The sequence below is a fragment of the Streptomyces sp. NPDC018031 genome (assembly GCF_044327625.1).
GTDB lineage: Bacteria > Actinomycetota > Actinomycetes > Streptomycetales > Streptomycetaceae > Streptomyces.
This window is the reverse complement of record NZ_JBIRFT010000001.1, coordinates 1,148,139-1,170,650: the sequence shown is the minus strand read 5'-3', so window position 1 is coordinate 1,170,650 and position 22,512 is coordinate 1,148,139. Positions and strand designations below refer to the sequence as shown.

The window sequence follows — 22,512 nt, the reverse complement described above, 5'->3', positions numbered from 1 at the left end:
CCGGTGGCGGCGGGGCCGGGCCGACGTTCGGGCCCGGCCCCGCCGCCGGCCTGTCCGGCCATCCCGTTCCGGCCCCGGCCCGCCGCCCCGGCCACCGGCCCGGGCGGGTACGGCCACGCTGTGGCGCGCCGTTCCCGGCCCCGGCCCCGGCTCATGCGCCGGGCGCCGCTTCCGCGCCATGCCCGTCCGGGCCGGCGTCACCGGGCACCGCCGCCGCACCGTCGTCCGGCGCGGCCAGCCGCATGCCACGGCTGTCGGCGACGCGCAGCGCGTCGGCCAGGGCCTCGGCGAGCCGGTGGACGACGTACCGCAACTGGCGGGAGTCGGCCTTGGCGTCCCCGGCGACGGCCCGCGCGTGCTGGATCATCTCGGCGCCCATGCGGAGCTGGACGGCCTCCATGTCGTCGGCCAGCCGCCACAGACGGCTGTCCGCGCCACCGTCGGTGACCAGGTACGCGGGCTGCCCGCCGGAACCGGACCAGGGCAGCAGCCGGGGCCGCGCGCTCACCGCCCCGCCTCCGCCAGCAGGTACGCGCCCAGGTCGACACCGGCGCCGTGCACCGCCAGCACCAGCGTCCGCCGGCACCGCCACCGGCGCATCGCCTCCTCGTGTTCCTCGCGTTCCTCATGGGCGGCGCGGTACGGGCGGACCAGCGCGACGTCCTCGGCGAGTGCAGGCTGAGTTCCCCAGCCAGGGCGGGACGGGCGGACCGTTGGTTCCTCCTGTTCTCTGCCGATAGGCAACGGGCAGACCGCACGGTGGCGACCGGACGCGGGCGTTGACAGCCGTAGCAGACGTCCCATCCATCGGGCGATGGAGTTCGCCATGTTGACGCTCCTGACCAGCGTTGACCGCCCCCCGGACGCAGCCACGTCGCGGGGGTCCTTGTTAACGCCTGATGCTGACGGGCCCCGGAGGACGTATCTTCCGCGCTTCAAGGGCAGTTGGGTCGTCTGAGCGCTACCGTCGAAGAACGCCCAAACGTCTCCAGGGGGAGCCTTGAATACGGCCCTACGTTCAGCTATGGAGTCTGCTGGCTTATCGCCGAGGAAGCTGGCTCTCCGGGTTGGAGTCTCCGGCAAGACCGTGGAGCGGTGGATCGCGGACGAAGAGCTGATTCCGCACGCCAGAAACCGGGAAGACGCCTCCGAGGCGCTGGGAGTTGAGGCAGAGATGTTGTGGCCCAAGGCTGTCAAGGACCGGCTGAAGACCGGGGGTGGCCGGGGGATCGTGCAAAGTTACCCCTACCGGTCCGCGTGTCCGTCTACCGTCTGGGCTGATCTCATCGCGGACGCGACTGAGGATCTGTTCCTCGGTGGCTACACCTCCTACTTCCTGTGGACCCAGGTTCCGGCCCTCCCGGAGACCCTGCGCCGGAAGGCGCGGAGCGGCTGCCGCATCCGTTTCCTGCTCGGTGACCCTGAGGGGGCGGTGACACGCCAGCGCGAAGAGATCGAAGATGTTGCGTTGACGGTGTCCGCTCGCATCAGGATGACCTTGAAGGAACTCGCCAAGCTCAGCGACGTGGACGGGATAGAGGCACGATTCTCCGCTCCGGCCGACGCGACGAACCATGTCTCCCTGTCCGTCTTCCGTTTCGACGACGAAGCACTTGTCACTCCGCACCTCGCTCGGGTCGTCGGCCATGATTCACCGCTCATGCATCTGCGGTGCGACGGTGATCACGGGATGTTCCACCGCTTCGCGGAGCACTGCGAGGAACTCTGGAAGCGGGGCATTCCGGTGGGGGAGGCGGACCGTGGGTAGGCACGACTGCGAGGACGACACAGAGCGCCTGGCCGCGAGCACGCGCATGGTCAGCAGTGAGCACACCGTCTCCGACGCCTCCACCCGCACCGGGTGGTACAAGTCCAGCTACAGCGGCGGTGATCAGGGCGAATGCCTGGAAGTGGCGCGCGGCTATGCCGACGTTCCGGTCCGGGACAGCAAGAACCCGACCGGCCCCGAGCTGGTCTTCCCGGCGGAGAGCTGGTCGGCGTTCGTCTCCGCCGTCAAGCGGGGCGAGTTTCCCACCGGCTGAGCTGGGGCGGGCCGTGCCGGGGGCCATGGTGAGCGGCCTCCGGCGTCACCGGTCAGCCGTCGAGCGACAACGCGTTCTTGGCGCGGTCCACCGACTCCTCGGCGGCCGGGCCGCCCGGGTTCTCGGTGGCCAGAGCCTGGTTGAGGGCGACGAAGGGCCGCAGTCGCTCCTCGTAGCGGGGGAGCGCGACCCGGTGGTCGCCACCCGCCTTCGCGAGTTCACCGGCGAGCACGTAGGCGCCCGCCAGGGCGAGGCTGGTGCCCTGGCCGGAGAGGGGCGAGGGGCAGTAGCCGGCGTCCCCGACCAGGACCGCCCGCCCCGCCGACCACCGGTCCATCCGGATCTGGGCCATCGCGTCGAAGTAGAAGTCGGGCGCCGTCTCCATCTCCTTCAGCAGTCGGGGGGTGTCGCCGCCGAGGTGGGACATCCGGTCGGCGAGCAGGGACCTCTGCGCGGCCGTGTCGCGGTGGTCGTGGCCGAGGGGGTCGGAGCGGAAGCCGAGGGTGGCCCGCAGCTCGGTGTTGCCGCGCACCGGGTAGAGGCAGTAGCTGGCGGTGCCGTCCTGTAGCCACACCTGCCAGTCGTCCAGGCCGGGGAAGTTGCCGGTGCTGAAGACGCCGAGGTACGAGCCGAGGTGGTGCAGGAAGCGCGCCTCGTCCCCGAAGGCGAGCCGGCGCACCGTCGAGTGCAGCCCGTCCGCGCCGACCACCAGGTCGAACGTCCGGCTCGGGGCGTGTTCGAAGCTGACGTGGACGCCGTCCTCGTCCTCGGCGAGCGCGGTCACCGTGTCACCGAAGAGGAACTCCGCACCGGGGCGCGCCCGCTCGTACAGCAGCCCGGCCAGGTCCTCGCGGAGCAGTTCGAAGTCGTCGCTGTCGAGCCGGCCGCTGCTCAGCGTCATCTCGGTGGACCGCCAGACCTCGTCCCCGCTGCCGTCGAGCATCGACATCCCGCGCATCCGGGTGCGTGCCTGCCGGGCCTGCGGCAGCACGCCCATCCGGTCCAGGACCTCGATCGCCACGCCGCGGACGTCGATCGCGTGGCCGCCGGTACGCACCGCCGGGGCGCGCTCGACCACGGTCGGCGCCCAGCCGTGCTGCCGCAGCCAGTAGGCGGTGGCGAGCCCGGCGACGCTCGCGCCGGAGATGAGCACGGTCCTGTTCGTGGCGGCCTGCTGCATGTCGCGTTCCCTTCGTGCGGGTGCCCGGGTGGTGCCCACGGCTGGTGCTTACGGTGTACGCGTCCTCGCCGCAGTGGCCCGCGGCTTGGTACGCGCTCTGAATGTACGCCGTACGCTCAGCCTTGTGCCACCGTATTCAGCAGGGAAGTTTCCGCCTTGTACTAGGACAGGGAGGGGTGTGTCGAGTGTCTTCGCTGCTAGCCTGTGTCCTAGTACAGCAGTCAGCTGACGAGGAGAGTGCGCGCATGTCCGCCCCAGAGGTCCCGCCGTACCGGCGGATCGCCGCCGACCTCCGGCGGCGCATCCTCGCCGGGGAGCTGTCACCCGGTGACCGGCTCCCCTCGACCCGCCGGATCGCCACCGAGTGGAACGTCGCCCTGGCCACCGCCACCAAGGCGCTCACCGCGCTCCGGCAGGAGGGCCTGATCCAGGCCCAGGCGCGGGTGGGGACGGTGGTGGCACCCCGCCGCGGGCCCGCCCGGGCCCAGGGAACCCGCGCCACCGCCGCGCCCCGGCGCGAGCCGGCCGGCCCCGCGCCGGAGGGCGGCGCGGCGGCGCACCGCGAGCTGACCCGGGAGCGGATCGTCCGCGCCGCCATCGAGATCGCCGACACCGAAGGGCTGCCCGCGCTGTCCATGCGGGGCGTCGCGGCGCGGCTGGGGGCCGCCGCCATGTCGCCCTACCGGCATGTGAACGGCAGGGACGACCTGGTGCTGCTGATGGCCGACGCCGTGCTCGGCGAGCTGTCCTGGCCCCAGGAGCCACCGGCGCACTGGCGCGCCCGGCTGGAGTACGGGGCCCGGGCCCTGTGGGCGGTGCACCGCGCGCACCCCTGGCTGGCGCAGATCGGGCCGCTCACCCGCCCGCTGATGCTGCCCAACCTGATGGCCTATTCGGAGTGGATGCTGAGCGCCCTCGACGGACACGGCCTCGACGCGGCGACCATGCTCGACGTCAACGTGCTGCTGTACAGCCATGTCCAGGGGATCGCGGTGCAGTGGGAGCGGGAGAACCAGGCGCAGGGCGCCACCGGTGTGTCCGACGAGGAGTGGATGGACTCCCAGGCGCCGGCCCTCGCCGCGATCGTCGGCTCCGGCGCATACCCGACCCTCGGCCGGGTGCTGGCGGCCGTCGGCGAGAGCGGCTACGACCTGCGCCTCGACGAGCTGTTCGAGCGGGGGCTGCAGTCGATGCTCGACGGCCTGGCGGCGCTCGTCGAGCGGACCGCGCCCACCCGATAGCGCGCCGGTGCCTCCGGCCGGGTGCACCGGCCCGGGGCACCCACCCGTCGCGCGACGACTCCGCCCCGGCGGTGGCCCAGCCGCCGGGCGCCTCCGGAGCACCCCGTCGGTGCGCCCCGGCCGCACCGTGCGCCCCCCGCCACGCCGTGCGGGCGGTCGCCGGGTCCGCACCGCCCGGGCCCGGCCCCGTCACTCCGTCCGGACGTCCGCCCACGCGTCCGGCAGGGCCGCCGCCACCTCGTACGCGGTGATCGGCGCGCCCGGCCGGCCGGCGGTCCGTCGGGCGGCCAGACCGTGCAGATACGCCCCCGCCATGGCCGCGTCCGGGGCCGGCAGACCGGTCGCCAGCAGCGCGCCGATCAGCCCCGACAGCACATCGCCGCTGCCCGCGGTGGCCAGCCAGCCGGTGCCCGTGGGATTGACCCGGACCGGGCCGGCGTCCGGGGCGACCAGCGTGGTGGACCCCTTCAGCAGCGCGGTGACCCGGTACCGCTCGGCCAGTTCGCGCACCGAGCGCAGCCGGTTCGCCTCCACCTCCTCCCGGGACCTGCCGAGCAGCGCGGCGGCTTCCCCGGCGTGCGGGGTGAGCAGCGTGGGCGCGCCCCGTGACACACCGCGCGGCAGCAGCCGCAGTCCGTCCGCGTCCACCAGCACCGGGACGTCGGAGTCGAGCACGTCCGCCAGCGCGCGGCGGGCCTCGCCGTCGTCGCCGAGCCCCGGCCCGACCACCCAGGACTGGACGCGTCCGGCCTTGTGCGGGGGCCCGGCGTGCACCAGGGTCTCGGGGAAGCGGGCGATCACCGCGTCCGCCGCGGGCCCCACGTACCGGACCGCGCCCGCGCCGCCGCGCAGCGCGCCGGCCACCGCCAGGACCGCGGCGCCGGGGTAGCGCGCCGAACCCGCCACCACCCCCACCACACCCCGCCGGTACTTGTCGCTCTCCGGCGCCGGGGCCGGCAGCAGCCGTGCGACATCCGCGTGCTGCGGCGCCGTCACCTCCGGCTCCGGCGGCAGCCAGGGGTCCAGCCCGATGTCGACCAGCCGGAGCGATCCGGTGTGCTCGTGCGCGGGGTCGATGAGCAGCCCCGGCTTGTACGCCCCGAAGGTGACGGTGAGGTCGGCGCTCACCGCCGCGCCCCGCACCTCGCCGCTGTCGGCGTCCACGCCGCTCGGCAGGTCGACCGCGACCAGCAGGCCGCGTACCGACTCCAGCAGCCGCTCGGCGGCCGGGCGCAGCCCGCCCTTGCCGCCGATCCCGACGATGCCGTCGACCACCAGGTCGGCCCGGGCCACCGCGGCCGCCGCCGCGTCGGACACCGCCGCTCCACCGGCGTCGTCCGCGGCCGGGGCGGGCACGGTCCGGCCGCCCGCGGCACGCAGCGCCCGCAGGCCGCCCGGATGCGCCCGGTCCGGCGCCAGCAGCACGGCGGTGACCCCGGCGCCCCGGCGGGCCAGCCGGGCCCCGGCGTACAGCGCGTCGCCGCCGTTGTCCCCGCTGCCGACGAGCAGCGTGATCCGGGCGCCGTAGGTGCCGCCGGGCGCGGCCGGCCCGCCGCGGCGCCGACGGCCGCCGGGGCCCGGCCGGCCCGGCGGCGGGCCGAGCAGATCGGTGCAGGCGGCGGCCAGTCCGGCGGCGGCGCGCTGCATCAGGGCGCCCTCCGGCAGCTGCGCCATCAGCGCCCGCTCGGCGGCCCGTACGGTCTCGACGCGGTAGGCGGTCCTCATGCCCACAGTCTCCCCAACGGATCACTCCGCGTCCCGGGAACGCCCCGGGTCCCGGCGGGTGCCCGCCCCGCGCGGCCCGGACCGCGGCCGGGCCCAGCCCCGCGCGGCCCGGATGCGGGCCGGGCCGCGATCCCCGTCCCCGATCCCCGTCCCCGATCCCCGTCCCCGATCCCCGTCCCCGATCCCCGTCCCCGATCCCCGTCCCCGATCCGGCGCCGGGTCCCGGACGGACGGCGGCGGGCGCTCACTCCACGGTGGCCTCGAACAGGGCCACGCAGCCGTACACCGTCACCCGGTAGCGGGAGAACCGCTCGGCCAGCTGCTGGTGCAGGTCCTCCAGGCTGTCCTTGGCGTTGCTGAACTCCCTGACCGCGTTGAAACGATTCAGCAGAAACCGGGCGCGGCGGGTGACCGGGACCCCGAGGGAGAGCACCGTGCTGCCGAAGAGCTTCCCGCCGGGACGCACACAGGCCGCCGCGTGGTCGAAGGCGACGGACTTGGCGGGGATGTCGCCCGGGACGCAGTGCAGCATCAGGTTGAGCGCGGCCGACCCGTGCGAACGGCCCGGGAGCGCGAACGGCTCCAGCACACTGCCCCGGCAGGTGGCGACCTCGTACCGGGACAGCCGCCGGGAGACGTAGGCCAGACAGTGCGGGTTCAGGTCGAACAGGGTGATGCGCGGCCGCTCCACCGGCATGGCGCAGCGGTCCAGCAGCCGGCCGGTGCCCACCCCGATGTCCAGGTGCCGCCCGGAGATGTTCCGTTCGTACATCCGCACCAGGGCGCCGCCGGGCACCTTCCAGAACAGCGGGCAGGTCAGCCCGTACACCACGGTGTCGTACAGCCGCAGGCTCACGGGGTTGTACGAGGACTGCCCGGCCTCGACGTCGGCGGAGGTGGGGGGGACGTTCATGAGCACTCCTCGCGGGCACTGCGGAAGGCGGCGGATCTCTCGCGCACGGTGGATGGCAGCGGCCGGAGCCGGCGGGAGCCGGGGCGGCCACGACGTGCCCCGTCGACTCTTCTCCTGCCGGATACAGCCGTGGTGCAGCCTCACTCGAACGCGCCCGGCGGGGCCGCCGCGGACGGCCCGTCCGGGGGGTCTCCCCGCCCGGCGGGGCCGCCGCCCGCCGGGGCCCCGGACGGGGGCCGGCCCCGCCGACCGGTACGCCGGAGACCCGCCGGCCGGGCGCCCTGAGACACTGGCGGGGATGACTGCGATTTCCGGAAGTACGCCCTCCGCCTCCGCCGGGCAGCTGCGCGCCCGCGCCGAGATCGACCTGGCCGCGCTGCGGGCCAACGTGCGCACGCTGCGGGAACGCGTGGGGCCACGGGTCCAGGTGATGGCCGTGGTGAAGTCGGACGCCTACGGGCACGGCGCGGTCCGCTGCGCCCGCGCCGCCCGGCAGGCCGGCGCGGCCTGGCTCGGCACGGCGACGCCGGAGGAGGCACTGGCCCTGCGTGCGGCCGGGGACGAGGGCCGGCTGATGTGCTGGCTGTGGACCCCCGGCGGGCCGTGGCGGGAAGCGGTCGAGGCGGACATCGACGTGTCGGTGAGCGACCTGTGGGCGCTGCGCGAGGCGGCCGCCGCCGGCCGCGCCGCCGGCCGCCCGGCCCGGATCCAGCTCAAGGCGGACACCGGCCTGGGCCGCAACGGCTGCCAGCCCGCCGACTGGCCGGAACTCGTCACCGCCGCCCGCGCCGCCGAGGCCGACGGCAGCGTCCGGGTCACCGGACTGTGGTCCCACTTCGCCTGCGCCGACGAGCCCGGCCACCCCTCGATCGAGGGCCAGCTGACGGTGTTCCGGGAGATGGTGGCGCACGCCGAGGCACAGGGTGTCGAGCCGGAGGTCCGGCACATCGCCAACTCCCCGGCCACCCTGACCCTGCCGCACTCCCACTTCGACCTGGTGCGCCCCGGCATCGCCGTCTACGGCATCTCGCCGAGCCCGGAGCTCGGCGTCCCGGCCGACTTCGGGCTGCGCCCGGTGATGACCCTCACCGCGTCCCTCGCGCTGGTCAAGCGGGTGCCCGGCGGCCACGGGGTGAGCTACGGGCACCACTACACCACCCCGGGCGAGACCACCCTCGCGCTGGTCCCGGTCGGGTACGCCGACGGCATCCCCCGGCACGCCTCGGGCACCGGTCCGGTACTGGTCGCCGGCAAGTGGCGGACGATCGCCGGCCGGGTCGCGATGGACCAGTTCGTGGTGGACCTGGGCGGGGACACCGCGGCCCCGGGCGACGAGGCGGTGCTCTTCGGCCCCGGCGACCGGGGCGAGCCGACCGCCGAGGACTGGGCACGGGCCGTCGGTACCATCGGCTACGAGATCGTCACCCGGATCGGTGCCCGGGTGCCGCGGGTCTACCTCGACGAACAGCAGGCCACGGGGGCTTGAGCATGGGCGACAGCACGACCGGGGCGGCGGGGGCCGGCGGCTGGCGGCGCGGTGCCTCGGTGGCCGGTGCCGCGATCGGCGTGGTCGCCGCCGGGGCCGCGGCCGGAGTCGCCCTGGAGCGGCTGACGGTCAGCCGCGGGGTGCGCCGCAAGGCCCGGCTGGAGCTGGACGCGGCGGGTCCGTTCGGCACCCTGCGCGGCACCCCCGGGACGGCCGTCGCCGACGACGGCACCGAGCTGTACTACGAGGTCGACGAGGTCGACGAGGTGCCGGGCCGGCGGCCCGGGCCGGCCCTCGCCGCCGGCCCGCCGACCGTGGTCTTCAGCCACGGCTACTGCCTGACCCAGGACTCCTGGCACTTCCAGCGCGCGGCGCTGCGCGGGGTGGTCCGCACCGTCCACTGGGACCAGCGCAGCCACGGCCGGTCCGAACGCGGGCGCGCCCAGCTGGAGCCGGGCACCCCGGTCACCATCGACCAGCTGGGCCGGGACCTGAAGGCGGTCATCGACACCGCGGCGCCGGACGGGCCGCTGGTGCTGGTCGGCCACTCGATGGGCGGCATGACCATGATGGCGCTGGCCGCCCACTACCCCGAGCTGGTGCGCGACCGGGTCGTCGGCGTGGCCTTCGTCGGCACCTCCGCGGGCCGGCTCGGCGAGGTCAGCTTCGGGCTGCCGGTGGCCGGAGTGAAGGCGGTCCGCCGGGTGCTGCCCGGGCTGCTGCGCACCCTGGGCTCGCAGGTGGAGCTGGTCGAACGGGGCCGCCGGGCCACCGCCGACCTGTTCGCCGGGCTGGTGAAGCGCTACTCGTTCGGGTCCGGGGAGGTCGACCCGGGGGTGGCCCGGTTCGCCGAGCGGCTGATCGAGGCGACCCCCATCGACGTGGTCGCGGAGTTCTACCCGGCGTTCGTGGAACACGAGAAGTCCGCGGCGCTGCCCGCCTTCGACGGGGTGCCGGCGCTGGTGCTGGCGGGCGACAAGGACATGATCACCCCCAGCGAGCACAGCGAGGCCATCGCCGAGGCGCTGCCGGGCGCCGAACTGGTCATCGTCCCGGACGCGGGGCACATGGTGATGCTGGAGTACCCGGAGCTGGTCGACGGCCGGCTGGCCGAACTGCTCGCGCGGGCCGGGTCGTACGCCGCTCCGCGGCACACCGGCGCCCCGTACCATCGGCCGGTATGAACGACCCGCACGCCGCGGCCGCGCACGTCCCCCCCGTCGCGCCCGCCGTTCCCACCACGCCCCCGCACGCCGACCACCCCGGCCGGCCGCATCCGACCGCGGAGCGGGTCGCCGCCCGCGCCGAGGCGGCCGTCTCCACCCCGGAGCACATGCGGGAACTCGGCCGCCGCATCGCGAAGCTGCTGCGCCCCGGCGACCTGGTGCTGCTCACCGGTGAGCTGGGGGCGGGCAAGACGACGCTGACCCGGGGCCTGGGCGAGGGACTGGGGGTCCGCGGCGCGGTCACCTCGCCGACGTTCGTCATCGCCCGGGTGCACCCGTCCCTCGGCGACGGCCCGCCGCTGGTCCACGTCGACGCCTACCGGCTCGGCGGCGGGCTGGACGAGATGGAGGACCTGGACCTGGACGTGTCGCTGCCGGACTCGGTGGTGGCCGTGGAGTGGGGCGACGGCAAGGTGGAGGAGCTGTCCGACGACCGCCTCCACGTGGTCATCGAGCGCGCGGTCGGCGCCGACGCCACGGTGCTCGACGACCCGGAGACCGGGGCCGCGGTGCCCGAGGACGTCCGCCAGGTGACGGTGACCGGGATCGGGACGCGCTGGTCCGGAGTGGACCTGTCGGCGCTGGCCGGCTGACCGGGGCGGGCGCCCCCGCCCGCCCCCTCTCATAGATTCCGACAAGCCGTCGGCAAGATGTTGCGCGGTGGGTGCCGCGCGTGGTCACATGGAGGAAGAGGGCTGGTTAGGTGTACCTAACTCGGTATGCGTGCCCGGACGCCCTCAGGACTCCCAGGCCCCACAGGAGGCATCCATGTCGGCGCAAGAGCCCCCTGCCGCGCCGGTCCGGCGTGACGAACAGCCGTCGATGCGTGACCTGCTGGCCTCCTGTGCCGCGGCCAACGCGGTGTCCACCCCGCCCCGGACCGCTCCGGAGGAGACGGCCGAGCCCGCGGAACGCGACGAGCGGGCCCCCGGCACGGCGGTGACCCCCGACCGGGACGCGGCCTGAGCCGTTTCGGCCGTCACCCGTCCGGGCGATTCTCCGGGCCGGGCCGACCGGGCGCCGGCAGCCGCGTGAGGCGACGGCGGCACCCCTCCGGCACGGGCCGGAGCCGCGTACGCCGGAGCCGCGCGGGCCGGTGCCGCGCGGGCGGAGCCACGTATGCCGGAGCCGCATGCGTCGGAGTCGCGCGGGCGGAGCCACGCGGGCCGGAGCCACGTACGCCGGAGCCGCATGCGTCGGAGTCGCGCGGGCCCGCTGCTAGCGGACCACGACCACCTTGGTGTCGACCAGCGCGAAGTCCCACATCGCCTTGCCGTCCTTCCGGGACTCCCGGACGGCACCGGTCTTCTTCCGCGCGCTGGGGTTGGGGGTGGAGCCGTCCAGCGCCGCACTGAAGCCGAACACTATTCCGTCTTCCTGATGGAAGATCACCACGTGCTCGACCTGCACCCCGTCGGAACCGGTCAGCCCCAGCACCCGCGAGGTCACGCCGTACGCGCCCGGGTCCGGGTCCACCGAACTGGGCGACACCACGAAGGACCGGATCGGCCGCTCGTCCGCACCGACCAGCCACACCCGCCGGGAGTCCAGCTTGTAGACCACCCGGCGCCCGGAGCCCGAGTCCGCGGGCACCTTCGTCGACGCCTTCGCGGGCTTCTCCTTGCCGCCGTCCCTGGAGCCGCTGTGCGCCGTGTCGCCGCGCTGCTGCGTCCTGTGGTCCGGCGCGGTGGCCGACGCCTGGTAGGCGAGGAAGCCGACCACGGCGAGGGCTGCCGCGGTGAGTCCCGCCACGGCCGGTCCGGCGCTCCTGCGTGCCACGCTGCGTCACCTCTCGTACGGCCGTGCACCCGAACTCCCGTAACGGTGACCGTAGCACCCGACCGCCCCGCCGATGTCCTCGTACGGCTTGTGTGCGGCGAGCCCCTGCGGCGGGTGCGGCGGCCGGGCGGGGCCGGTGCCCGGGAACCGGCGGCGCGCGGCGCGCCGTAGGCTGTTCCTGTGCTGCTGCTCGCCCTTGATACCGCCACCCCCGCCGTGACCGCCGCCCTGCACGACGGCACCGAGGTGATCGCCGAGTCGACCCGGGTCGACGCCCGGCGCCACGGAGAACTCCTGCTGCCCGCCGTCGACCGGGTGCTGGCGGAGGCGGGACGGCGGCTGGGAGACGTCACCGGGATCGTCGTCGGAGTCGGCCCCGGCCCCTACACCGGGCTGCGCGTCGGCCTGGTCACCGCGGCGACCTTCGCGGCGGCGCTGGACGTGCCGGTGCACGGCCTGTGCACGCTGGACGGCATCGCGTACGCCGCCGGCCGGGCCGGTCTGACCGGACCCTTCGCCGTCGCCACCGACGCGCGGCGCAAGGAGGTCTACTGGGCCCGCTACGACTCCCCGCGCGAGCGCGTCACCGAACCGGCGGTGGACCGGCCCGCCGACATCGCCGAGCGGCTCGCGGACCTGCCAGCGGTCGGCGCCGGCGCGCTGCTGTACCCGGACGCCTTCGGCGAGGTGCCGCCGGGCATGCCGGAACACCAGTCGGCGGGCGCGCTGGCCGCCCTGGCGGCGGAGCGGCTGGCCGCGGGCGAGACGGTGGAGTCGGGCGGCTTCCTGCCGGACCGGCCGCTGTACCTGCGCCGCCCGGACGCGCAGGTGCCCGCCAACTACAAGGTGGTCACCCCCTCGTGAACCCGGTGAACGCCGAGGAACCCGCCGGCCCGCACGGCCCGGCCGCGGACGGTGCCGCCCCGCCCGGACCGGTGCTGCGCGAGATGCGCTGGTGGGACATCGAGCCGGTGCTGGAGCTGGAGCGGGACCTGTTCCCCGAGGACGCCTGGTCGGCCGGGATGTTCTGGTCCGACCTGGCGCAGGCCCGCGGCCCGCACGCGACCCGGCACTACACGGTCGCGGTGAGCGGGGAGCGGATCGTCGGCTACGCCGGGCTCGCCGCCATCGGCGGCACCGGCGACGTGCTGACCATCGCCGCCGCCCGGGACCAGTGGGGCACCGGCCTGGGCGCCCGCCTCCTCGCCGACCTGCTGCAGGCCGCCACCTCCTTCGAATGCCACGAGGTGCTGCTCGAAGTACGGGTCGACAACACCCGCGCCCAGCGCCTCTACGAACGCTTCGGCTTCGAGCCCATCGGCTTCCGCAAGGGCTACTACCAGCCGGGCAACGTGGACGCGCTCGTGATGCGGCTGGGCTCACCGGTCGAGGGCACCCCCGGCGGCTGGGGGCACCCGGCGGACCCCGCGGCGCCCCCGGCCCCGCTGCCCGCCCAAGGAACACCAGGAACACACGGAACCCAAGGAACCCGGACCCATGGCTGACTCCCGCGGCCCCCGCGCCTCGCGCGACGAACCGCTCGTCCTCGGCATCGAGACCTCCTGCGACGAGACCGGCGTCGGCATCGTCCGCGGCCACACCCTGCTCGCCGACGCCATCGCCTCCAGCGTGGACGAGCACGCCCGGTTCGGCGGCGTGGTCCCCGAGGTCGCCAGCCGCGCCCACCTGGAGGCGATGGTCCCCACCATCCAGCGGGCCCTGAAGGACGCCGGGATCGCCGCCTCCGACCTGGACGGCATCGCCGTCACCGCGGGCCCCGGCCTGGCCGGCGCCCTGCTGGTGGGCGTCTCCGCCGCCAAGGCGTACGCCTACGCGCTCGGCAAGCCGCTGTACGGGGTCAACCACCTCGCCTCGCACATCTGCGTCGACCAGCTCGAACACGGCGCGCTGCCGGAGCCGACGATGGCGCTGCTGGTCAGCGGCGGGCACTCGTCGCTGCTGCTCGCCCCGGACATCACCGCCGACGTCCGGCCGCTCGGATCGACCATCGACGACGCGGCCGGTGAGGCGTTCGACAAGATCGCCCGGGTGCTCAACCTCGGCTTCCCCGGCGGGCCGGTCATCGACCGCATCGCCCGCGACGGCGACCCGGACGCGATCAGGTTCCCGCGCGGTCTGACCGGCCCCCGCGACCCGGTCTACGACTTCTCCTTCTCCGGGCTGAAGACCGCCGTCGCCCGCTGGATCGAGGCCAAGCGCGCGGCCGGGGAGGACGTCCCGGTCGCCGACGTCTCCGCCTCCTTCCAGGAAGCCGTCGTCGACGTGCTCACCCGCAAGGCCGTCCGCGCCTGCAAGGACCACGGCGTCGACCACCTGATGATCGGCGGCGGCGTCGCCGCCAACTCCCGGCTGCGTGCGATGGCCGAGCGCCGCTGCGAGGACGCGGGCATCGTGCTGCGGGTGCCCCGCCCCAAGCTGTGCACCGACAACGGCGCGATGGTCGCCGCCCTCGGCGCCGAGATGGTCGCCCGCAACCGGGCGGCCTCCGGCTGGGACCTGTCGGCCGACTCCTCCCTGCCGGTCACCGACCCGCACGTCCCGGCACCCGACCACGACCACGGGCCCGACCACGGGCACGGTCACGGGGCCGGCGGCGCGGCCGTGCCGCACTCCCACGACCACTTCCACGAGCTGAGCAAGGACAACCTCTACTCCTGAAGGACGCGTGACCCGTGACGGTAGCCCTGATGTGGGAGGCCCGGGCGGCGGACGGCCGGGGCGCCGAACTGCTCGCCTGGGCGCGGCGCCAGGACCTGGCCCCCGCACCGCCGCGCCGGGAGACCTTCCGCGCCCCGCAGGACCGCGTCCTGGTCATCACCTGGTGGGACGCGGCCTACGACGCGGATCTCCCGGAACTGCCGGAGCCCCCCGGTGAGCTGATCACGCGTGCGGTGCACCGCTGGCGGTTCGAGCAGGTCGGCGCCGACCCGGGGCCCTGACGGGTCCGGGACCCCGCCCGGCCCGGGAGTCGTCGGTCTGCCGGGCGGTCGCCGGCTGCTGCGCCGACGGCCGCCCTGCCCGGCACCCCGTTCCGGGCACCCGGCACACTGATCGTATGAGCGCCCGTACGACGACGCCCCCGCCCCCGCTGCCGTCCGCGCCCGGACCGGCCTCGGCCTGGACCGACCGGCAGACGCTGCGCGCCGAGCGGAGCCGGGCGCTGGCGGACCTGTCCCGGCACTACCTGGACGGGCGCCGCACGATGCTGCTGTGGCTGGTGACCGGGTTGCTCGGCCTGGGCTGGGCGATCGCCGCCCCGGGCGTGGAGTACCTCCTGGAGGGCGACCTGTTCGGGACCGCCCTCGGCGGGGCGCTGCTGCTGATAGCCGTGGTGCTGATGGTCCCCTCCGTGCTGGCCCTGGGCGGTGCGGTACGCGAGGACCTCCGTACCCGCGGGGTGCTGCACGGGTGGGCCCGGCTGGACCGCGACCCGGTGGCCCGCGCCGCCTGGCACGCCCCGGCCCGCGCCCTCTTCCTCGCGCTGCCCGCCCTGGGGGTCTGCTGCACCGGGCTGGTCCTCGGCGCCGTCACCGCGGCGGACGGCACCCACCCGGTCCTGCTCGGCCTGTGCGGCATCCTCACCGCCTGCGGCGCGCTGGGCATGGTCAAGGCGCTCGACTACTACCGGCTGGTGGCCCGCGAACTCAGCGTTCCGGCGCGCCCCGCGGGCGGCGCCCACCGCTGAGCCCACCCCGTCCGTCCCCGGCGTGCGCCCGCTGACGCCCGCGTGCTCTCGCCGCCGTCCGTCCCCGGCGTGCCGCCGCCTGTCCGCGGCGTGCTCCCGCCGCGCGGCCCGTCCCGGCACCGGCGACGGCCCGCCGCCGGTGCCGGGACCCGGCTCAGGAGGCGGGGCGGGTGGCCGGGATGCGGGTGCCCGCAGGCAGTTCGATGCCGAAGTCCCGGGCCAGCAGGGCCACCACATCCTCGTCCTCGGCCAACTGCCGCTCCGTGGCGGAGCCGTCGGCGCGGGTCTCCACCAGGGTGCGGCCGGTGAGCGCCAGATGGGTCTCGGGGAAGGTCCGCTGGGCGAAGAGGATGTGCTGGAACGGGGAGCGCGGGTTGGTGGCGATGTGCCAGTTGACGACCTCGAAGTCGGGCTGCGCGACCGGCTCGCGGGTGAAGGAGTACTGGTCCACCCAGGCACCGCCCTGGTGCGCCTGGAGGACCCACAGGTCCTCCAGGCCGTCGTCCGGCCGGCGCACCAGGCGGTGGCGGCGGACACCGTCCCGGACGTCGGCGTCCTCGACCATCGGGATCGCCTCGTACAGCCCGCCGACGCTGCCGAAGCCGACATCGGCCACGTACGTCCCGGCGCCGTCGTCGGGCACCTCGACCATGAGCAGCTTGTGGGTGCGCGGGCGGACGTCCCCCGGGCGGGCGCCCAGCAGCACCCGCGCGGCGAGCCGGGTGACGCCGAACCCGAACGCCTCCAGCACCGCGGCGAAGAGGGTGTTCTGTTCGTAGCAGTAGCCGCCGCGCCGGCTGCGGACCAGCTTGGCCTGGAGGTCCGGCAGCGCCAGCGAGGGCGCGGTGTCCAGCAGCGGCTGGAGGTTCTCGAACGGAATGCCCTCGACGTGCGCGCGGTGCAGCGAGCGCAGCGTCTCCGCGGTCGCCCGGCGCTCGCCCGCCCAGCCGGTGCGCGTGAGGTAGGCGTCGAGGTCCAGCCCCGAGACGTCGGCGGTGCTCGCGGATACGGATGCGTTGGTCATACCGGTGACGGTACGGGGTGCCGCGGACCGGCGGCGGGCCGGGCACGGCCCGCCGGTCCGCCCGGGGTCAGTGGTCCCGCCGGGCCACGAAGTCGCACAGCGAGCGCAGCGCGTCCTTCGCCGGCACGTCCGGGAGTTGGGCGAGGGAGAGCCGGGCGCGGCTCAGGTGGTCGTCCATCAGGGACCGGGCCCGGTCCAGGACCCCGGTGCTCTCCAGCAGGCCGACGGTGCGCGGCAGGGCGGCGGCCCGGCCCGGCCGGCCGCGGGGCGGCGCCTCGGCGCCGGCGGGCGGGAGGTCCGGGTCCGGGGCGGGGGCCCGGCCGGCGCCGAGCAGCGCGCGGAGCTCCTCGGTCTCCGGGCGGTCGTCCGCCAGGGCGATCAGGACGGGCAGGCTGGCGACGCCGATGGCCAGGTCCTTGCCCTGCTCCTTGCCGAGGACGGAGGAGGAGGACGTCACGTCGAGGATGTCGTCGGCGATCTGGAAGGCGACGCCGAGGTGCTCGCCGTACTCCGCCAGGGCCTGGACGTGGTTCTCCGGGACACCGGAGTGGACCGCACCCGTCTGCAGCGCCATGGCTATCAGCGCCGCCGACTTCCCGGACACCACGTTGAAGTAGTGGGACAGCGCGTCCTGCCCGTCGTAGGAGCCGGCCAGCTCCCGCACCTGGCCGTGCACCAGGCGGTTGGTGACCCGCGCCTGCAACCGGACGGTCTCCGCCCCGAGTTCGGCGGACAGCCAGGCGGCCTTGGCGAGCAGCCAGTTGCCGGCCAGCACGGCCGTCCGGTTCCCCCAGCGGGCGTTGACGCTGGGGACACCGCGCCGGGTGAGCGCCTGGTCCATCACGTCGTCGTGGTAGAGCGAGGCCACGTGGACGATCTCCGCCAGCGCGGCCGCCTTGACGGTCACCACCGGATCCGGGGTGCCGAACTCGCCGCCGAGCAGCGCCAGCAGCGGGCGCAGCCGCTTGCCCCCGGTACCGATCAGATGGCCCACCAGGTCGGCGACACGGGGATCGGACGCGCCCGCCGCGTACCCCCGGAGCCGCTGCTCCGCGCCCTCCATACCGCTGACCAGCCGGGCTGCCAGCGCCGGATCGCCGATCGAGACTTCGCTGACCAGGGACGACTCCGGGGCGGTTCCGGTGATTGCGACCATGATGCGCACGGTAACGGTGGGTTCATACACCAGTACGGGTGAGGCAGCAAAGTGCCAACGTGGCGGTAAAGGCTGGCATGTTCCTGCTATCGGGGACGGGGGAGTGGCGGGCGCACGGACCGGGCGGGCCGGGTTGCCCGCCCCTGGTGGCGGTCGGCTTTGGGGACCGCGGTCGGCGTCCGGGTGGGGCCGGTGACGCGAGGGCAATGGGTCGGACGCGGCGTCGTACGGCCCTGCTCGGCACCGACGGCGCTGCGGTGCTGCCGACGCTGCTCGGGGAGTGACCGGGGGCTGACCGGGGACTGACTGGCGACGGGTGGCGCCGGGTGGCGCTGCGTGGTGCCGTTTAGTGCCATGCGGGGCCACTCGGTGCCACCTGGTGCCATCCGGTGTCACTGCGCGTTCGGAGAGGTGGGTGAAGCGTGTGGCGCGGCAACGACCCAGGTCAGCGCCGGGATGTCCGGTGTCCGTAAGGTCTTCGGTCCGGGTTCGTCCCCGTGGGGTGCCACTCGCGCTTGCGTATGGCGCCACTGTGATGCCATGATGGCGTCATGGACCTCACCCCCTATGTCGACACCCTCCGCCGCGAACTCGCGGTGGCCGCCGAAGCCGGCGGCCAGGACGCCCGCGAGCTGGCCGAGCGGCTCACCGCTCCGCTGGAGTCGGCGACCCGGCTGACGCTGCTCAACGTGCTCTCCGCCGCGATGGACGAGATCACCCGCGAGCTCGCCCCCGGCTCGGTCGACGTGCGGCTGCGCGGACTCGACCCCGACTTCCTGGTGACGCTGCCGCCCGCCCAGGGCGGCGCCCCCGCCGCGCCGGCCGCGCCCGCCGAAGCTCCTCCGGCCCCGGCCGGCGGCGACGAGGGCGGCACCGCCCGCGTCAACCTGCGGCTGCCGGCCCACCTCAAGGCGCGCGCCGAGGAGGCCGCGAGCCGCGAGGGCCTGTCGGTCAACGCGTGGCTGGTGCGGGCCGTGTCGGTCGCGGTCGAGGGCGGCGCCCGGCCGCGTGCGACGGAGCAGTTCCAGACCGTCGGGCAGAGCGTCACCGGCTGGGTGCGCTAGCCGCGCCCCCGGCCGCACCGGTTCACCCACACCCCGTCCCACCAGCGGGGACGCCCACAAGACCCAAGAGGACGGTACAGCCATGCCTGCTTTCGACACTCCCGAAGCGATCTCCGTCACCGCCCACGTGGAGGCCGGCTCCATCCGCTTCACCGCGGCGGACCGCGTCGACACCGTCGTCGAGGTGCGGCCCCGCGACCCGAAGAAGGACCAGGACGTGCGGGCCGCCGAGCAGACCGAGGTCGGCTACGCGAGCGGCGTCCTGACCGTCAGGACGCCCAAGCCGCGCTACCTCGTCGGGCGCACCGGCACCGTCGACGTGACCGTCGAACTGCCCACCGGCTCGCGTGTCGACATGACCGGCGCCTGGGCCCAGGTGCTCGGTGAGGGCCGGCTCGGCGAGGTCCGGGTGAAGACCTCGTCCGGCGACGTCCGCCTCGACGAGACCGGACCGCTGCGGCTGACCGCGTCGCACGGCTCGATCGTCGTGGACCGGGTGGACGGCACGGCCGAGATCGGCACCAGCACCGGCGCCGTGCGGGTCGGCACCGTCACCGGCACCGCGGTCCTGAAGAACTCGAACGGCACCACGACCGTCGGGACCGCCGGGGGCGATCTGCGGGTGTCCGGCGCCAACGGTGCCATCGACATCCTGCGCGCCGAGGCCTCGGTCACCGCGACCACCGCCCACGGCACCGTGCGCGCGGCCGACGTGGCGCGCGGAACCGTCCAGTTGGAGACCTCCTACGGCGCCATCGAGGTCGGCATCCGCCAGGGCACGGCCGCCTGGCTCGACGCCAGCTCGGACACCGGGCAGGTGCGCAACATGCTCACCGCCTCCGAGGCGCCGGAGGGCCCCGAGGAAACCGTCAAGATCCGGGCCCGCACCCGGTTCGGCAACATCGACATCCTCCGCGCCAGGGCCTGACCCGCGGCGGAACCGGCCGCCGCCCCCTCACCCGCCCACGCCCTCGCCCGCCCGTCCCGTCACCCGCCCAGCCACTCCACCCGCCCAGTCGCCCCAGCCCTCGAAAGGGAGGACCTCATGCCGAGTTCTGTCATGCCCATGCCCAGCGACGGTGGACCGCGGCCGCCAGCCGCCATCTCCGCCGTCGGTCTGCGCAAGTCGTACGGCGACAAGACCGTGCTCGACGGCATCGACCTGCGCATCCCGGCCGGATCGGTGTTCGCGCTGCTCGGCCCCAACGGCGCCGGCAAGACCACCACCGTGCAGATCCTCTCCACCCTGATCACCGCCGACGGCGGGCAGGCCCAGGTCGCGGGCCACGACATCGCCACCTCCCCGGGCGGAGTGCGCGCCGCGATCGGCGTCACCGGGCAGTTCTCCGCCGTCGACGGCCTGATCACCGGCGAGGAGAACATGCTCCTCATGGCGGACCTGCACCACCTGTCCAAGCGCGAGGGGCGGCGCACCGCCACCGAACTGCTGGAGCGGTTCGACCTCGTCGAGGCCGCCCGGAAGCCCGCGCAGAGCTACTCCGGCGGTATGAAGCGCCGCCTCGACATCGCCATGACCCTGGTCGGCAACCCGCGGATCATCTTCCTCGACGAGCCCACCACCGGCCTCGACCCGCGCTCCCGCCACAACATGTGGCGGATCATCCGCGAACTGGTCTCGGGCGGCGTCACCGTCTTCCTCACCACCCAGTACCTGGAGGAGGCCGACGAGCTGGCCGACCGCATCGCGGTGCTGAACAACGGCAGGATCGCCGCCGAGGGGACCGCCGACGAGCTGAAGCGGATGGTCCCCGGCGGGTTCGTCCGGCTCCGGTTCTCCGCGGAGCCGGCGTACCGGTCGGCCGCCTCCGCCCTGCGCGAGGCCACCCTCCCCCACCTTCTCGGCTCCGCTCGCACAGGGGGCGCCCCCGACGACGAGGCGCTGGCGCTGCAGATCCCCTGCGGCGGCAGCCAGCGCGAACTGCGCGCCATCCTCGACTGGCTGGACTCGGTCGGCGTCCAGGCGGACGAGTTCACCGTGCACACCCCCGACCTCGACGACGTGTTCTTCGCCCTGACCGGTGGCGCCACCGTTCCGAACCAGCCCAAGGAGACCGTCCGATGAGCCCCCTCGCCCTCGCGGTACGCGACTCGTCCACGATGCTGCGGCGCAACCTGCTGCACGCGCGCCGCTACCCGTCCCTGACCCTGAACCTGCTGCTGACGCCGATCGTCCTGCTGCTGCTGTTCGTCTACATCTTCGGCGACGTGATGAGCGCCGGCATCGGCGGCGGCGGGGCCGACCGCTCCGAGTACATCGCGTACCTCGTCCCGGGCATCCTGCTGATGACCATCGGCGGCACCGTGGTCGGGACCGCGGTGTCCATCTCCAACGACATGACCGAGGGCATCGTCGCCCGCTTCCGCACGATGGCGATCCACCGCGGCTCGGTGCTCATCGGACACGTCGTCGGCAGCCTGCTGCAGGCGGTCGCCAGCGTGGTCCTGGTCGGTGCCGTCGGCGTGGCCATCGGCTTCCGCTCCACGGACGCCACGTTCGTGGAGTGGGTCGCGGCGTTCGGACTGCTCGCGCTGTTCGCCCTGGCGCTCACCTGGATCGCGGTCGGGATGGGCATGGTCAGCCCGAACGCGGAGGCGGCCAGCAACAACGCGCTGCCGCTGATCTTCCTGCCGCTGGTCTCCAGCGCCTTCGTCCCGGTCGACGCGATGCCGGGGTGGTTCCGGCCGATCGCCGAGTACCAGCCGTTCACGCCGGCCATCGAGACCCTGCGCGGCCTGCTGCTCGGCACCGAGATCGGCCACAACTGGTGGATCGCCGTCCTGTGGTGCCTGGGTCTGACGGCGCTCGGCTACCGCTGGTCCAAGGCGGTGTTCGACCGCGACCCGAAATGACCGCGCCGGCGTCCCTCCGCGGCGCCGTCCGCCCGAGGGCGGCGTCCCCCGGCACGATCCGGGGGACGCCGCCCTCGGCGCGGTGCGGCACGCCGTCCGGGCCGGGGCGCGCCGGCGGCCGGCGGTCGCCTCAGCGGGCCGGCCGCCGGTCCAGCAGCCCGTCGACCACCGCCCGCAGCTCGCGCGCCACGTCGTAGCCGTCGAGCACCTCCGGCCACCGGTCCGAGAGGGCCGCCAGGCGCGGCATCTCGGCCGGATCCGCCTCCCGGAGCATCTCCATGAAGTAGCGCGGCCGGTCCGGCTGCCGGGCCCGCCGGGCCATCGCGGAGCGGAAGACCAGGGTGCCCAGGACGAAGTGCCAGATCGAGCGGTAGGCGTGCACCGCGTCGGACTCGCCGAGGCCGCAGGCCATCGCCGAGTCCACGATCTCCTCGACCATCCACAGCGCGTGCCGGTCGGTGAGTTCGCCGAGGCTGATGATGTCCACCACCCACGGCATCTCCCACAGCACGTCGTGCATGTGCAGCGCGGTGACGTGGACCCGCTCGCGCGGGTCGGCGGGGAGTTCGGGCCGGGGGACGGTGGCGGCGAGGCCGTCGACGGCGAGCAGCATCAGCTCGTCCTTGTCGCGGACGTGGCGGTAGAGCGCCATCGGCGTACTGCCGACCTCCTTGGCCAGGCGCCGCATGCTCAGCCCCGCCGGGCCCTCGGTCTCCAGGATGTGCCGCGCCGCGCCGACGATGGTCGCCAGCTCCAGCCGGGGTGGCCGGCCGGGCGGCCGGGCCCCGGCGCGAGGGCCGTCCGCGCTCTTCTGCTCGCTGCTCACCGGCTCATTGTGCCCCGCCCGAGGGGCGTCCCGCCGCTGCGGGCGGGCGCCGGCGGACCCTTCCCGGGCCCTTCTGTATACGCGTACACTTTTTATTTGTGTACGCGTATACCGGTTGCTGGGCCGGGGATTGACGCTGCCTCGGGACGCGCCGGAGACAGCCACGGGGAAGGGGAGAGATGCAGCATCGGACAGAGCGGGCCGACTGGGCCCGCCGCACCGGACCTCCGGAGCACCCGGATCATCCGGATCATGCGGATCATGCGGACGGGC

General features: G+C 74.8%; 25 protein-coding genes. 16 read left to right on the top strand and 9 right to left on the bottom strand.

The window, feature by feature from the left end; all coding sequences use genetic code 11:
• Nucleotides 1-151: 151 nt before the first annotated feature.
• Nucleotides 152-508: a hypothetical protein gene (locus ACH4B3_RS04900; RefSeq protein WP_398461279.1), complete on the bottom strand. Its 357-nt coding sequence runs from the start codon at nt 506-508 to the stop codon at nt 152-154.
• Nucleotides 505-744 carry a hypothetical protein gene (locus ACH4B3_RS04895; protein WP_398461278.1) on the bottom strand — a complete coding sequence of 80 codons (240 nt, stop codon included), beginning with the start codon at nt 742-744 and terminating at the stop codon, nt 505-507. Before ACH4B3_RS04895 ends, ACH4B3_RS04900 begins: the two co-directional genes overlap by 4 nt.
• A 280-nt stretch (nt 745-1,024) precedes the next feature.
• On the opposite strand from ACH4B3_RS04895, the gene ACH4B3_RS04890 reads away from it, so the two are divergent.
• Together ACH4B3_RS04890 and ACH4B3_RS04885 are read left to right on the top strand one after the other, a co-directional pair.
• Nucleotides 1,025-1,768 carry an XRE family transcriptional regulator gene (locus tag ACH4B3_RS04890; protein ID WP_398461277.1) on the top strand — a complete coding sequence of 248 codons (744 nt, stop codon included), beginning with the start codon at nt 1,025-1,027 and terminating at the stop codon, nt 1,766-1,768.
• Between the two features lie 46 nt (nt 1,769-1,814).
• Nucleotides 1,815-2,042 (top strand): DUF397 domain-containing protein, encoded by a 228-nt coding sequence (locus ACH4B3_RS04885; RefSeq protein ID WP_398461586.1) that lies wholly within the window; start codon nt 1,815-1,817, stop codon nt 2,040-2,042.
• A 52-nt stretch (nt 2,043-2,094) separates the two neighbouring features.
• Here the strand turns inward: ACH4B3_RS04885 and ACH4B3_RS04880 are convergent, their stop codons facing one another.
• Nucleotides 2,095-3,222, bottom strand: coding sequence for an FAD-dependent monooxygenase (locus ACH4B3_RS04880; protein ID WP_398461276.1), 1,128 nt, complete (start codon nt 3,220-3,222; stop codon nt 2,095-2,097).
• 245 nt (nt 3,223-3,467) lie between these two features.
• On the opposite strand from ACH4B3_RS04880, the gene ACH4B3_RS04875 reads away from it, so the two are divergent.
• Nucleotides 3,468-4,463 carry a TetR/AcrR family transcriptional regulator C-terminal domain-containing protein gene (locus ACH4B3_RS04875; protein ID WP_398461275.1) on the top strand — a complete coding sequence of 332 codons (996 nt, stop codon included), beginning with the start codon at nt 3,468-3,470 and terminating at the stop codon, nt 4,461-4,463.
• Between the two features lie 189 nt (nt 4,464-4,652).
• Here ACH4B3_RS04875 and ACH4B3_RS04870 read toward each other — a convergent pair whose 3' ends face one another.
• Together ACH4B3_RS04870 and ACH4B3_RS04865 are read right to left on the bottom strand one after the other, a co-directional pair.
• Nucleotides 4,653-6,188 carry an NAD(P)H-hydrate dehydratase gene (locus ACH4B3_RS04870; RefSeq protein ID WP_398461274.1) on the bottom strand — a complete coding sequence of 512 codons (1,536 nt, stop codon included), beginning with the start codon at nt 6,186-6,188 and terminating at the stop codon, nt 4,653-4,655.
• 244 nt (nt 6,189-6,432) lie between these two features.
• Nucleotides 6,433-7,101, bottom strand: coding sequence for a class I SAM-dependent methyltransferase (locus tag ACH4B3_RS04865; protein WP_398461273.1), 669 nt, complete (start codon nt 7,099-7,101; stop codon nt 6,433-6,435).
• 298 nt (nt 7,102-7,399) lie between these two features.
• On the opposite strand from ACH4B3_RS04865, the gene alr reads away from it, so the two are divergent.
• From alr to ACH4B3_RS04845, 4 genes are all read left to right on the top strand, one after another.
• Nucleotides 7,400-8,587, top strand: coding sequence for an alanine racemase (gene alr / locus ACH4B3_RS04860; RefSeq protein ID WP_398461272.1), 1,188 nt, complete (start codon nt 7,400-7,402; stop codon nt 8,585-8,587).
• Between the two features lie 2 nt (nt 8,588-8,589).
• A complete protein-coding gene (locus ACH4B3_RS04855) occupies nt 8,590-9,771 on the top strand; it encodes an alpha/beta fold hydrolase (protein WP_398461271.1) in 1,182 nt (393 codons plus the stop codon).
• Nucleotides 9,768-10,406: a tRNA (adenosine(37)-N6)-threonylcarbamoyltransferase complex ATPase subunit type 1 TsaE gene (gene tsaE, locus ACH4B3_RS04850; protein WP_398461270.1), complete on the top strand. Its 639-nt coding sequence runs from the start codon at nt 9,768-9,770 to the stop codon at nt 10,404-10,406. Before ACH4B3_RS04855 ends, tsaE begins: the two co-directional genes overlap by 4 nt.
• Before the next feature lie 175 nt (nt 10,407-10,581).
• Nucleotides 10,582-10,779: a hypothetical protein gene (locus ACH4B3_RS04845; RefSeq protein ID WP_398461269.1), complete on the top strand. Its 198-nt coding sequence runs from the start codon at nt 10,582-10,584 to the stop codon at nt 10,777-10,779.
• A gap of 252 nt (nt 10,780-11,031) precedes the next feature.
• Here ACH4B3_RS04845 and ACH4B3_RS04840 read toward each other — a convergent pair whose 3' ends face one another.
• The gene (locus ACH4B3_RS04840) at nt 11,032-11,592 is read right to left on the bottom strand and encodes a hypothetical protein (protein WP_398461268.1); all 561 of its coding nucleotides are present in this window, start codon (nt 11,590-11,592) and stop codon (nt 11,032-11,034) included.
• A gap of 180 nt (nt 11,593-11,772) precedes the next feature.
• Here ACH4B3_RS04840 and tsaB point away from each other — a divergent pair, with 180 nt between their 5' ends.
• From tsaB to ACH4B3_RS04815, 5 genes are all read left to right on the top strand, one after another.
• A complete protein-coding gene (gene tsaB / locus ACH4B3_RS04835; protein ID WP_398461267.1) occupies nt 11,773-12,456 on the top strand; it encodes a tRNA (adenosine(37)-N6)-threonylcarbamoyltransferase complex dimerization subunit type 1 TsaB in 684 nt (227 codons plus the stop codon).
• 83 nt (nt 12,457-12,539) lie between these two features.
• Nucleotides 12,540-13,097, top strand: coding sequence for a ribosomal protein S18-alanine N-acetyltransferase (gene rimI, locus ACH4B3_RS04830; protein WP_398461585.1), 558 nt, complete (start codon nt 12,540-12,542; stop codon nt 13,095-13,097).
• Nucleotides 13,090-14,271 (top strand): tRNA (adenosine(37)-N6)-threonylcarbamoyltransferase complex transferase subunit TsaD, encoded by a 1,182-nt coding sequence (gene tsaD, locus ACH4B3_RS04825; protein WP_398461266.1) that lies wholly within the window; start codon nt 13,090-13,092, stop codon nt 14,269-14,271. The genes rimI and tsaD overlap by 8 nt, the downstream gene beginning before the upstream one ends.
• A 14-nt stretch (nt 14,272-14,285) precedes the next feature.
• Entirely contained in the window at nt 14,286-14,552 is a 267-nt protein-coding gene (locus ACH4B3_RS04820) for a hypothetical protein (RefSeq protein ID WP_398461265.1), read from the top strand.
• A 116-nt stretch (nt 14,553-14,668) separates the two neighbouring features.
• Nucleotides 14,669-15,298: a hypothetical protein gene (locus ACH4B3_RS04815; RefSeq protein WP_398461264.1), complete on the top strand. Its 630-nt coding sequence runs from the start codon at nt 14,669-14,671 to the stop codon at nt 15,296-15,298.
• Nucleotides 15,299-15,452: 154 nt separating this feature from the next.
• On the opposite strand, the gene ACH4B3_RS04810 is transcribed toward ACH4B3_RS04815, so the two are convergent.
• The gene (locus ACH4B3_RS04810) at nt 15,453-16,322 is read right to left on the bottom strand and encodes an arylamine N-acetyltransferase (RefSeq protein WP_398461263.1); all 870 of its coding nucleotides are present in this window, start codon (nt 16,320-16,322) and stop codon (nt 15,453-15,455) included.
• A 67-nt stretch (nt 16,323-16,389) separates the two neighbouring features.
• Nucleotides 16,390-17,478, bottom strand: coding sequence for a polyprenyl synthetase family protein (locus ACH4B3_RS04805; RefSeq protein ID WP_398461262.1), 1,089 nt, complete (start codon nt 17,476-17,478; stop codon nt 16,390-16,392).
• 551 nt (nt 17,479-18,029) lie between these two features.
• Here ACH4B3_RS04805 and ACH4B3_RS04800 point away from each other — a divergent pair.
• The 4 genes from ACH4B3_RS04800 (at nt 18,030) to ACH4B3_RS04785 (ending at nt 21,413) form a co-directional block, all read left to right on the top strand.
• Nucleotides 18,030-18,542: a hypothetical protein gene (locus ACH4B3_RS04800; RefSeq protein ID WP_398461261.1), complete on the top strand. Its 513-nt coding sequence runs from the start codon at nt 18,030-18,032 to the stop codon at nt 18,540-18,542.
• Nucleotides 18,543-18,624: 82 nt separating this feature from the next.
• On the top strand, nt 18,625-19,470 hold the full coding sequence (locus tag ACH4B3_RS04795; protein ID WP_398461260.1) for a DUF4097 family beta strand repeat-containing protein: 846 nt from the start codon (nt 18,625-18,627) through the stop codon (nt 19,468-19,470).
• A 117-nt stretch (nt 19,471-19,587) separates the two neighbouring features.
• The gene (locus ACH4B3_RS04790; protein ID WP_398461259.1) at nt 19,588-20,625 is read left to right on the top strand and encodes an ATP-binding cassette domain-containing protein; all 1,038 of its coding nucleotides are present in this window, start codon (nt 19,588-19,590) and stop codon (nt 20,623-20,625) included.
• Nucleotides 20,622-21,413, top strand: a complete 792-nt coding sequence (locus tag ACH4B3_RS04785) for an ABC transporter permease (RefSeq protein ID WP_398461258.1) — start codon at nt 20,622-20,624, stop codon at nt 21,411-21,413. Before ACH4B3_RS04790 ends, ACH4B3_RS04785 begins: the two co-directional genes overlap by 4 nt.
• 130 nt (nt 21,414-21,543) lie before the next feature.
• Here ACH4B3_RS04785 and ACH4B3_RS04780 read toward each other — a convergent pair whose 3' ends face one another.
• Entirely contained in the window at nt 21,544-22,239 is a 696-nt protein-coding gene (locus ACH4B3_RS04780) for a TetR/AcrR family transcriptional regulator (RefSeq protein WP_398461257.1), read from the bottom strand.
• Nucleotides 22,240-22,512: the final 273 nt, after the last annotated feature.